Annotated in this window: 6 protein-coding genes and 1 pseudogene; all 7 read right to left on the reverse strand. The window is 59.7% G+C overall.

From position 1 onward, the window contains the following. Positions 1–2 precede the first annotated feature (2 nt). A complete protein-coding gene (gene tagH / locus MHM88_RS16170; protein WP_239367501.1) occupies positions 3–1,505 on the reverse strand; it encodes a type VI secretion system-associated FHA domain protein TagH in 1,503 nt (500 codons plus the stop codon). Positions 1,506–1,604: 99 nt separating this feature from the next. Further along, entirely contained in the window at positions 1,605–2,237 is a 633-nt protein-coding gene (locus MHM88_RS16175) for a hypothetical protein (protein ID WP_239367503.1), read from the reverse strand. A gap of 10 nt (positions 2,238–2,247) precedes the next feature. Beyond that, positions 2,248–4,440, reverse strand: a complete 2,193-nt coding sequence (locus MHM88_RS16180) for a type VI secretion system Vgr family protein (protein WP_239324275.1) — start codon at positions 4,438–4,440, stop codon at positions 2,248–2,250. Positions 4,441–4,512: 72 nt separating this feature from the next. Beyond that, positions 4,513–7,245, reverse strand: a complete 2,733-nt coding sequence (locus tag MHM88_RS23215; RefSeq protein WP_370687503.1) for a type VI secretion system contractile sheath domain-containing protein — start codon at positions 7,243–7,245, stop codon at positions 4,513–4,515. Positions 7,246–8,085: 840 nt separating this feature from the next. Continuing rightward, positions 8,086–8,565: pseudogene (tssB, locus tag MHM88_RS16190) on the reverse strand (type VI secretion system contractile sheath small subunit); the annotation flags it as partial. Further along, positions 8,558–9,409 (reverse strand): ion transporter, encoded by an 852-nt coding sequence (locus MHM88_RS16195; protein ID WP_239367561.1) that lies wholly within the window; start codon positions 9,407–9,409, stop codon positions 8,558–8,560. The pseudogene tssB and the gene MHM88_RS16195, both read right to left, overlap by 8 nt. A gap of 220 nt (positions 9,410–9,629) precedes the next feature. Further along, a complete protein-coding gene (gene tssH, locus MHM88_RS16200) occupies positions 9,630–12,359 on the reverse strand; it encodes a type VI secretion system ATPase TssH (RefSeq protein ID WP_239367505.1) in 2,730 nt (909 codons plus the stop codon).

The following is a 12,359-nucleotide window of genomic DNA, read 5'->3' on the forward strand; positions in this document are numbered from 1 at the left end:
GCCTAGGCGTCGGATTCCTCTTTCAACCGATCCATCTGAGCCTTATAGGCCCGAGCGAACTCGCGGCTGAACAGATCATGAAACTCGTTTTCCGCCTGATCGGAGATTTCGGCATAATGCTCCTCGTAGACGTCCCAATACTGGGCTTTCCTGTTCCGCAACAGGCCACCCAGACCACCCTTTTTTTCAATCTGGGCTTCCAACAACTTGGGATCCAACTTGGCAAGCACCCCTTTAAGCGCCGCCTCCATGCCGGTCACCATCGCAATCTCATGCGCCTTGATGTCCCGTAGCGCTTCCTCCGCGGCTGCTTCCGCGTCCAGATAACCACGCGCCTTGGGTTTGACCATCGCCTCGATCGCCTGCTCGGGCGAGATCGAGAACTTCAACGGATTATTGCCGCCGGCAGAGATCATCGTCTGTTCGATCCGAAACTCCGACTTGATCGACGTCCGCGTCATCAGGATTTCCCGCAGGCCGATGATGAAGGTCTTCATGACCCGGCCCATGCGATCCATCATTGTATCGTATTCATCGGCGGGAACAGAGAGATCGTCCACCGCCAGCGCATCCAGGAAAGCCTGTGCTGCACCGCTCTCGTCAGCCCTCGACCGCGGCGGCTCCGCCGGGGGCGCTGTCGTTTTGGCAGGTGCAACATCCTGCCGCGCCGTGGCTGCCTGCGCTTCTGTCTCTGCAACCGGGTCCGCCTCTACTGATGGCGGCGCTGTGGCAGGCTCAGGATTTGGGCGCTTTGTCTCTTGTCTTTCCGGCGGTGCCGGGGGACGGTCCTGGTTCCCGGAGTCCCCTGCAATGCCAGAGAAAAACTCGTCGTCCCAGTCATCCGGAATCACGTTTGGTTGCGGGGCGTGTTGCGGCGAGAACCCATCCTGAGCGGCAGGATTATGCGCGGGCAGGCTCGCCCCCTGCCCCTGACGTCCGTCATCGGGTTGCTCGAAGAACGGATCCTCCTCTTCGCCCATGGGCGGCAGAAGGTCATCAATTGGGTCCACCGGGTTGATCTGCGACGGTCCCGTTGGCGCGCTTTCTCCAAGAAGATCATCCAGAAAATCCCCACCGGGTCCGGCATCATCAAGCAGGGCCAGAGGATCCGGCGCATTCTCAGCCCGCCCGGGTGACAGAGGATCGGCGGCCGCAGGCTCCATCGCAAGCGGATCCGGAAGCGCTGCGTCCTGTGTGATCTCGACCGCCAACTCGTACGATCCGACGGTCAGCACATCACCGTCATTCAGCGGTGTGGGCGTCGGCCCCAAAGGCATCTTCCCGTAATTGAGAAAGGTTCCGTTTGAACTCAGATCGACAACAGCCACATGACTGCCGAGATCTTCGATCACACAGTGATTACGCGACAACATCTGGTCCGGATCAGGCAGGACCACATCATTGGTCGCCCCGCGCCCGATCGTCAGGCTGGGTCCGCGCAGCACCAGGGGCGCTGCATCAGACGGCATGGTGCCGGAAGACTGGAAACGCAACCTCACGCCCATAGCGCGCCTGCCTCCCTGCCATGTTGGCACACGGTGTTCCCAGCCCTGTTGTCACCCTCTCGCGCGGGACTGCCCATAATATCGTTCTCCTGTTCGGGCCTAGGTGGATTCCGAAGCAATTTCCGGGGCCTCGGCAGCATCTGCATCCGCAGTGCCTACACGGCCATTGCCACCTCGAGCAATATCCAGCGCACGCTCGATCAGTATATAGCCATGTTCTTCAAACTTATCAGATAATTGACCCAAGGCCACCATATTCATGGCAAAGGCGGCGGCCTCTGCCGCCCCGGCCGGCGCCGGATATTGACGCAGATCACCCGGACCAAGCGTGCCGTCATGATACGTTACCGCCCAAGCGCAATTCACTGTGTCATCATCCACATACGCATGGTCGATCGTAATCCGCGCCGCTTGACGGTTGTGTTCCGTCGGGTCCAAAACCCAGGCCTCCGAAGTGGCAAGCGACGGCGGATCTTTGGGACTGCGCGGACCGATATAATCGCGCGCCGCCAAACAGGCCCACCACACCCGCTCACGCGGGGGCAAGAGGATACCCATCAGCCGCAACAGATCGATCATCGCCTTCTTGTCATACAGCTCCTTCAGCACGACGGGCGCGGTGGCGCTGACTTCGCACTCAAGGGGGGTTTTCAACAGAACCTGCTGCCGCGAGAGGATCTTCGCGACAGGTTCTTTTGGCAGTTTCACCAGTTTTTCAAACATCTCAGCCATGTCTTCGCGCCTAGTTGATCATGGTGACGCCGCCCTTAAGGGTCAGCATTCCATCGCCCTTGACGGTGGTCAGGGGAGATTTCGCTTCTAGCATCCCATCGGCCTCGAGTTTGATCATCGGGCCACTAATCGTAACACCCGAGTTGTCGATTTTAATCGACGACCCACCTACGGTCAGCGTGATTTCCATGCCAGCGGAAATCGCGATCTTGCCAGCCGAGGCCTCGGTTGTGATGTTCCCGAGGCTGACGGTTTCCGTGTGATCACCCTGGCTGATGGTCTCGGTCAGATTGCCCTGCCCTATCGTCACTTCGACATTGCCCGTGTCGATATTCTCGGTCAGGTTCCCGGTCTCGATCGTCATCGTTTTATTACCGGTCTCGATGGTTTCGGTATAGTCGCCCGTCTTTACGGTTTCGACCTTGTTACCCGTCTCCACGATTTCGGTTCGGTCGCCGGACTTCACCGTCTCGTTCATATGCTGTTCGATGGTCAGGTCGTAGGATTTTTCATCGACAGAGGTGACCTCCTTGTCGATCGCATCCAGGCCCACCGTCATCGACAATCGATCCTTCACCAGCGTCTGATGATACTTCTGCGCCTGGATGCGCATCAGTTCGGAGTCTTTCTTGTCGTCGAACATCAACTCGTTGTAGCCACCGCCGCCTTTCGACGAATTCGTCTTGATGCCAAGTTGGGTCTGATCGTCGGGATACTTGTAGGGCGGCTTGGTTTCCGCGTTGTAGAGCATGCCGGTGATGATCGGTCGATCCGGGTTGCCATCCTCGAACTGGACCACCACCTCTTGACCGATCCGGGGCACCGCAACCATCCCCCAATCCTTGCCCGACCAGGGGGTCATCACGCGCACGAAACAACAGGATGTTTCGTTCTTCTTGCCCTCACGGTCCCAGTGGAACTGGATTTTGACCCGGCCGTGCTCATCGGTCAGGATTTCCTCGCCTGACGTCCCCACGACCGTGGCAGTTTGCACACCGGGCACCTCAGGCCAAGGCGTGACGCGCGGCGCTCGATACTGAACCGATTTCTCGATCACCCGGAAGGTGTTGGCGTAGCTGTCCTTTTCTATTTCCTTTGGAAAGTCGAGGTTCTGTGCCTTTAGATCGCGACGCATTTCCTCCGCGTCGCCCTTTCCCTTGGCTCCTCTGTCGCGCTCTCCGAATTCGCTGTCGACCTTGAGGTAGTGAACCGCCTCCACCACAAGGAAATCCTTGTTGCTGTCGCTATCCTCATGCTTCGTCAGCTTGAACGTATAGCCGGCACCAAGGGTGCGCAGCGACGACGCGCCGCGCCATTGCTGATAGGTCAACGCCTCCGCATCCATGCGCGCCCGGGCGAAGGTGGTGCCCAGTCCAGTCTCCTTGCGATAATGCGCCTGGTAGTCGTACACCTCAAAGGTCTTGTACTGGTGCTTGCCCTTGGATTGGGCGTCGCTGACCTTGAGATCCGCCTGTGGCGTGTTGAAGTCAAAGTCGTTGAGCGTGACCTTGCCCCTTGTGACCCGTTCGATCTTGCTCAACTCCGCCACATGCTCGCCCCGACGCCGATCCGCATCGTCGCGAATGTGGAATTCGGCGGTGGCGTTCTCACTTATGGGTTTGTGCGCGCTGAGACCGTCTGCCAACACCAGTTTTTCAGCGGTGGACTGGCTGGTGTTGCTGTCAAAGAAGAAGTAGATCCCCTCTTCCTCCATCAACCGGCAGATGAAGGCATAGTCGCTTTCGCGATACTGCAAGCAGTATTCACGTTTTTCATAGCTCCCGGACAGGCTGTCCTTGTAGTCCGAAAACCCGTGTTCCGACAGGATCTGCTTGATAATGTCGGGCGCTGACAGGTTCTGAAAGACCCGGCAATCCTCGGTTCGGGTCAACAGCCAGAACCAGGGTCTGACCTCGGCCACGAACTGGGTATACCCATCGCGAAAGCCAAAGTTCTCGACCGAGATGCACAGGCCGGAGAATTTCTGCTCCTTGCCCTCCTCGGTGACCACATGCACATTCATGGTCTGCCCCACCAGATCGTCCAGCGATACGGCAGAGTTGCGAGACTGGAATTCGATCGTCGTCTCGGTAAGTTTGCTCAATCCTTCGCGCACGATGGCGCGGCGCATCATAAGCCCTTTTACCGAATAAGACCCAGACATCCAGACGACGTCATTTTCATGGGCTTTGCTTTCGGTCATGGCTTCTCCTTTCGGTCCCGGGCACCGGCGAGGCGCGCCTCAGCCCTGGGCAAAGAGTTTCGGAATACAAAGTCACAGGTCATTCAAAAGTGCCTCTAGATCGGCGTCTATATCGCCGTCCAAATCAGAATCGTCATCATCACCAAATCCGGCGAGAAGCGCGTCGAGATCATCATCGCCGCCCTCGCCATCGTCGTCAAAATTCAAATCAAGCTCTGAGTCGTCTCCCGCGCTGTCCGGCGCTGGTTCAGGCCGGGGCGGTGTGGGGTCCGCCGGCGAAGGCGCAGGGGCAGGCTCGCCCGTCCACGGTCCTAGCAGCGCCTCGCCGCGCAGCGAGTTGAACGACGTCAAACGAATTTCATCCCGCCCCCGCACTGCTGCGATCGGCATGAAGCCTCGCTCCTTTGCGGCAGCAATCTTATCAAGATCCACGTTCCGTTCGGTGCAAGGCAACGCCACCTGATCACCGAAACGGTCCGTCACGTAGTGGTAGGGCATATCCCCCAACGACATGATCGATCCGAGTTGGAGCGATGCACCGTTCTCTTTGAACGATTTTGCCATCAGGATTGCCGCCAGAACCACCGGGTTGCCCCATAGCATACCGCGCAAGCCCTCGCTCTGGGTGAATTCCTCGAAATCAAACGGATCAATCGGTTCGCCCTTGGCCCCATAGGGTCGGCGCAACAGGAAGCGCGGGGTCAACAGTCCGAGATGGCCGGCCTCGACCATTCCGGCAAGCGTATCCCAAGCATCAGCCACCAGTTTGGGGCGCTCGTCCTTGTCATGATCCCAGAAGGCAGGCGTCACGGATGCCAGAAAGGGGGCATCGACATGCGCCGCGACCCGGGCGAAGCGGCCCAGCAATTCCGCATGCGGCGGTGTTTCCTCAAACGTATAGAGCCCGATCAACGCCGAATAGGCGCCACGTCCATTTTCCGCATCCATCGGCTCTTCTGTCAAAAGCCGCACAAAACCGCTCTGGGACAAGTCTTCTTGGGCGGCGAGATCGGCGGCGATTTCCTCCGCAGATACGTCATAGAGCATCACCTCCAGCGTATCATCCACTTCGACCGACCTCTGGATCAGGTCCAGTGATCGCCATTGCGCCTCGACCGACTGGAATTCCGGGTGATGCAACACCAGTCGCATCGCATCAGATAGCGCCAGATCAACTGCTTCCTGCATGGCCCCGAGATTGGGATCCGGCAGGGCGCGGACATGCGGACCAACAACGCGCGCCAGCATGTCCTCCACCGGAGACGCTTCGCGCAACCTGTTGCCCGTGTCACCGATCAGCTTTTGAAAATCGCTCAGCCGTCTGTCCGCGGGCACGGCATTGCCGCCGGATCGCGCTTTCGGCGCACGGATCGGCGTGCCATGCGCCTCTGCCCAAGCCGCCAATGTCTTCATGGCGTGGTCCTTGGTGGTGCCGCTCTGTAGCTGTTTGCGCAGCCCGACAAGCTCCGAGAACAGCGTGACATTGTCATAGAGTTCATCCGGATGCAGATCGTCGAACTCTCCCAGCTTGACGGAAATCCCCGCGCCGTCCTTGCCGATGGGCAGCACAAGCTCAGTGGCGAAACTCTCGATCACATCCTCAAAGGTATCGGGATCCAGAACCATGGGTTTGCGCTGTGCCAGTGCATCGCCCGTGTCGATCAGGCCCCGGGCGGCGCGGCCCGTGAAATCGCCAAAAACCGCCAACCGAAAGCGTTTGCGGTCCAGTTTTTGCGGCTCGGGACGTTGCGCCGACATTGTTCCATAAGCCAGTTCGGGCTCCGGTTGTTTCGGAGCGGCCTGCTCCTCGCCGGTTTCTGAATCCGCATCGCCCGCCAGCAGAGCATCCAGGTCGAGGTCGCCCTCGGCATCCTCATCAAGGTCCCCCAACAGCGCATTAAGATCTGCCAGATCGTCTTCTTCCTCGGCGGCCGCCGCGTCCTCCAGATCCCCAAAAAGCGCATCCAGATCATCGTTTGGACTATCGGTTTCCTCCGACATGTCGAGGTCCGCCAAGAGCGCATCCAGTTCAGTTTCGGCTGCCTCGGTGGCGTCGGTCTCGGCGACATCCTCCGGTGTGGTCGAAATGTCTTCTGCGTGCGGCGGTTCCGGGTCTCCATCGGACGCATCATGATCCGGCAGATCGCCCAGCAGATCCTCAAGGATCGGGTCCGATGCGTCCTCATCGGAACTTGGGCCTTCCGACATATCAAGATCAGCAAGAAGCGTATCCAGGTCAGCGGAGATCGTGTCCGCATCACCGTCTTCACTGGTGTCGGTTTGATCGCCCGCCGCGTCAGGTTCAGCCGCAATCACGCCGTCCGAGGGCTCATCCTCGTGGATATCGAGATCAGACAGAAGATCATCAAGGTCCAGATCATCATCTGCGGTTGGGGTTTCGAGCTCCTGTTCCGGGGCGTCGGCCTCGATTTCGGACAGGATGTCATCCACTGCTGTGTCGCCCTCGGGAGAAGCATCTCCTACATCGATGTCGGACAGACCAGACAGGATGTCATCCGCACCAAGATCACTTTCGTTTCCGGTTTGAGGCACTGGCAATTGACCCAATACCGTCTCGAGATCCACGGTTTCCGCATCCACGGCCTGCTCCACCGGTTCCAATCCGGAAAGGACATCATCCAGATTTTCCTGGGCTTCCTCAGTCGCGGCTGGCGCGTCCTCCAGCATCGACGCCAGATCGCTCTCTGCCGTGTCGGATGTGGCCTCCACAGGTTCCAACCCGGCCAAAACCTCTGAGACATCGGTCTCCGGTGCCGTTTCAGTGCCACCGATGTCATCCAGCATATCGGACAACGCGCGTGGGTCGTCTTCGTCATCAGTCTCGAGGACCGGGTCGAGACCGGACAACACATCATCGACGTCAGTCTCTGGTGTGGTCTCCGCCGTGTCCAGCGCGCCGACAACAGTCTCAAGATCGACGGCATCGCCTTGCGTGGGCGTGTTTACGGCCTCGATCCCCGACAGCACATCATCAACATCAATGCCATCATCGTCTGTCTCGGTGGGTTCGAGGCTCTGAAGCACCTCCTCTACATCCACAGCGCGCGGGGGCTCGGGATCCTCAGCATCCGCAAGACCTGCCAGCACCTGCTCTGAACCATCAGGCTCGGGCGCGGCAGAGGTGGGTTCTTGTGCAGAAAGTGCGTCTAGGACGGCTTCGGAATCATCCTGATCGTCCGCCTCGAACGGTGTTTGGGCCGCGAGTGTGCCCAGAGCATCGTCGACAGCTGTGTCCGCGCTGACCTCCTCCGGTGCCTGCTCCGAAAGCGATTGTAGAACGGAGCCGCGCTGGTCCTCCTGCTCAGGCAGGGAGGGCGCTGCCGCAGCCAGGCGCGACAGGGTTTCGTCATGATCAGACTTAGCCGGAACCTCATCGGGCTCGGAGGCAGCCAGAGAAGACAGAGCGCTGTCGGTGGCATCTGGCACAGGTTCCTCGGTCGGTGCTGCCGCACGCAGATCCGCCAATACATCTGTGGCTGCATCCTCCGTGCCCGCGTCCTCGGGCGCCTGGGCAGCCAACTGCGTCAGAACATCCTCGTGCCCGGGTTCCTCCGGCGCAGAGGCCGGTTGCGCATCGCGCAGGCTTTGAAGGGCTGCATCAGCCTCCGCATCGGGCCCTGCCCCCTGCCCCGCCAATGACGACAACAGACTCGGTGACCGCAGAACCGTTTCGATCAGCTCTTCGGCACCGGCCTTGCCATCCATATACGTCATGAGTTGTTCAAGCTGCTGGCGCGCCTCCAGCAACGGCCGCAAGGCATCTACCTTTGCCGCGACCGCCCCCGGTGTGAAATCGGTCATGCTCTCGAATGTGAGATCGACGGCCAGCGTCCCCTCCCCCGTGAGCGTGTTGGGCACGGTGAAAGCGGCGCGCGGCGCCATCGACCGCATGCGTTCATCAAAACTGTCGGCGTCAATCTCCAGGAATTTCCGATCCGCTATGGCAGGCTGCGGCGTATTCGATTTCCCCACCAGGTCTGCCATGACGCCCATCACAAAGGGCAATTGAACCTTTTTCTCGGCGCCATAGAGTTCCACATCGTATTCGATCTGAACCCGGGGGGCCCGGTTGCGGGCGATGAACTTCTGCGCGCTATCAGTCATCTTTGCGCTCCTGCGTGAGTGCCGCAACTTCCGCTCTCAGGGCGCGGATTTCATCGCGAAGTTCCACAACGTGCCCATCGACGACGTCTGTTTCCGACTTAACCAGATCGCGTAGTTTGTGAATTTCTGCCTCGGTCTCTTCTTCCACAGCCGATTGCATCGTGTTCACCAGAAGACCGATGAACAGGTTCAGCACGGAAAACGCGGTCACCACAATAAAGGGAACAAAAAACGCCCATGCTGTTGGATACACCTCCATCACCGGTCGGACGATTCCCATCGACCAACTCTCCAGCGTCATGATCTGGAACAGCGAATACAAAGAGCGCCCAAGCGTGCCAAACCATTCCGGAAACGCCGCGCCATACATCAACGTCGCCATGACCGCGAAAATGTAAAAGACGATGGAGATCATCACGATGACGGCACCCATCCCCGGCAACGCGTCCAGCAATGCCTGCACCACCGCTCGCATCTGCGGGATCACCGACAACAGTCGCATCGCACGCAGGACCCGCAACCCACGCAGAGCAGAGAGCCCCTGCCGATCCGGCAACAGACCCAGCGCAACCACCACAAGGTCAAAGACGTTCCACGCCGAGGAAAAGAACCGCAATCCGTAGGCGTAGAGCTTCATCGCGAGTTCGACGATAAAGATCGCCAGCACCACATTGTCGATTATATCAAGCAGCTCGCCCACGTGGGCCTGCACCACCTTTGAGGTGCCAAGGCCGAGGGTTATCGCATTGAAGATGATCACCCCGAGAATGGCATTGGTAACGCTCGGCCGCTCGATCACGACCTGCGCCCAGGCGCGGCTTCCAAATGTCGGATTGGCGGTCATGTCTGACACGGTTCCTGTCTCCCAAGCTCTTCTGCGCACCCGCTTCGGGGGCAACCGCCCGCGCGGTTGTTGCCTTTTCCGGTTTAACCGGAGGGCTCCTTGCCTTGTCGGTATGGAGCCCGTTTAAATCACACCGCCGTCGCCTCCTGGCGGCACGCGGCTCTTATGGTCCCGGCCGTGTGAGGCGGCGTCTGCATCCGTCGCCCCCCGCCGGGTGTCTTCAATCGAAACTGTAGGTGAAGTCACCGCCCTCCACTTCGATCGCAACCCGCTTAACTTCCTGCCCTTCCATCAGGCGACGTAGAAACTCGTTCGAAATATCCGGCAACATGGAATTGGTCACGATCGCATCGATCATGCGACCACCGCTTTCAAGTTCCTGGCACCGCTCGACAATCGCATCGACGACAGCGTCAGAGTAGTTGAAGGGCACGCCGTGGCTGTCTTCGACCCGCTTTTGAATACGGCCCAACTGAAGTTTGGTGATCTCCGCAATCATGTCGGGCGTCAGCGGATAATAAGGGATTGTCACCATTCGCCCCAGAAGCGCGGGAGGGAAGACCTTCAGCAAGGGATCACGCAGCGCCTTTGCCAGACCTTCCGGATCGGGCAGCAGGTCCGGATCGGAACACATGTCCATCACCATGTCGGACCCGGCGTTGGTCGTCAGCAGGATCAATGTGTTCTTGAAGTCGATGATGCGACCTTCGCCATCTTCCATCACCCCCTTGTCAAAGACCTGGAAGAAGATTTCGTGCACATCGGGGTGCGCTTTCTCGACCTCGTCAAGCAGGACCACGGAATAGGGTTTGCGCCGGACAGCCTCGGTCAGCACGCCCCCCTCGCCATAGCCGACATAGCCGGGAGGTGCCCCTTTCAGACTGCTGACGGTATGGGCCTCTTGATATTCGGACATGTTGATGGTGATGACATTCTGTTCGCCCCCATACATGACTTCGGCCAGCGCCAGCGCGGTCTCCGTCTTACCCACGCCAGACGTACCGGCAAGCATGAACACACCGATGGGTTTGTTGGGATTGTCCAGCCCGGCACGGCTGGTCTGGATCCGCTTGGCGATCATTTTCATCGCGTGATCCTGACCGATCACGCGTTTGGCAAGGTGTTCTTCCAGACTGAGAATGGTCTGGATCTCGTCCTTCACCATGCGGCCCACAGGAATGCCGGTCCAGTCACCAACCACCGAGGCCACGGCCTGCTGATCGACGATCGGCAACATCAGCGGGCGGTCGCCTTGCAGGCTGACCAATTCGGCGTTCTTCGCCTTGAGCTCTGCCATCAACCCGGCGCGCGCCTCGTCGCTCAGCGGGCTGTCGCCGGCTTCGCTCGCGCCCGTGTCTCCGTCGTCTCCAGACACCTGCTCGGTATCGACGGGCGCGGCGCCCTCCCGGAGTTTGGCGCGCAGGTCAAGAATTGCGTCCACGCAGGCTTTCTCCCGGTCCCACTGGGCGGTCAAGTCAGACAGGCGCTCTTCCTCTGCAACCTTGGCGGCAGTCACCGCCTCGCGGCGCTCCGCAACCTCATAGCCTGCGGTCTCGTCCCGACCGATGATCTCCAGTTCGGTGGTCAGCGCCTCGATCCGGCGCTGGCTGTCATCCACTTCTGCCGGGACCGCATGCTGGCTGACCGCAACCCGGGCACAGGCCGTATCCAGAAGGCTCACCGACTTATCCGGCAACTGGCGGGCCGGGATATAGCGCGCCGACAGAGACACCGCGGCCTCGATCCCCTCGTCCAGAACCTGCACCCGGTGGTGTTTCTCCAGCATCGAGGCAATGCCACGCATCATCAGCACCGCCTTTGGGATCGACGGCTCTTCCACCTTCACCACCTGGAAGCGGCGGGTGAGCGCCGGATCCTTCTCAATGTACTTCTTGTATTCTGCCCAGGTGGTTGCACCGATCGTCCGCAGGGTGCCGCGGGCCAGAGCAGGTTTCAGCAGGTTCGCCGCATCGCCGGTGCCGGCGGCCCCGCCTGCCCCGACCAGCGTGTGGGTTTCATCTACGAACATCACGATCGGGGTCGGACTAGCCTGAACCTCGTCGATCACCTGGCGCAGTCGGTTTTCAAACTCGCCCTTCATGCTGGCACCGGCCTGCAACAACCCCACATCGAGGACCAGCAAGCGCACGTCCTGCAATGCCGGCGGTACGTCGCCGCGCGCAATTCTGAGCGCAAAGCCCTCGACAACAGCGGTTTTGCCGACGCCGGCCTCCCCGGTGAGGATCGGGTTGTTCTGACGTCGCCGCATCAGAATGTCGACGATCTGACGGATTTCCTCGTCCCGGCCAACGATCGGATCGATTTCGCCGGCCTTGGCCTGGGCGGTCAGGTCGGTGCAGAATTGCTCCAACGCTTCGCCTTGCCCCATGGCACCCGGCGCCATGGCCGCAGAGGCTTCACCGGGTTCCGCCCCCCCACCGACGTTGGAGCCGTCTTGCGCGGTCAGCCTCTCCTCGGGCGATCCATCAGTGGCCACCGCAAAATTGTCCGCAAGATCATCTGCTCCGATGCGCGCCAGCTCCGGCGACATTGTACTGAGAATATTGCGCAGCGCTGGCGTCTTGAGCATCCCCAGCAGAAGATGGCCGGAGCGCACCTGGCTCGCCGAGTACAACAGCGATCCCCAGACCCAACCGCGCTCCATCGCATCCATGAGATGATCGGACAGATCGGAAATCGTCGACGCGCCACGCGGCAACTGATCCAGCGCCCGTGTCAATTCTGTCGCGATCTTTCCGGTATCAAGGTCATAATGGGCAATGATACGGTGAATATCACTGTCCTGCTGCGCCAACAGCTGATGCAGCCAATGCACCAGCTCCACATAAGGGTTCCCGCGCATCTTGCAGAAGACGGTCGCGCTCTCGACAGCCTGATATCCCAGTTTGTTGAGCTTGCCAAAAAGCGCTACACGGCTGATCTCGGTCAT

It is taken from the genome of Epibacterium sp. MM17-32 (assembly GCF_022348205.1).
Lineage (GTDB): Bacteria > Pseudomonadota > Alphaproteobacteria > Rhodobacterales > Rhodobacteraceae > Epibacterium.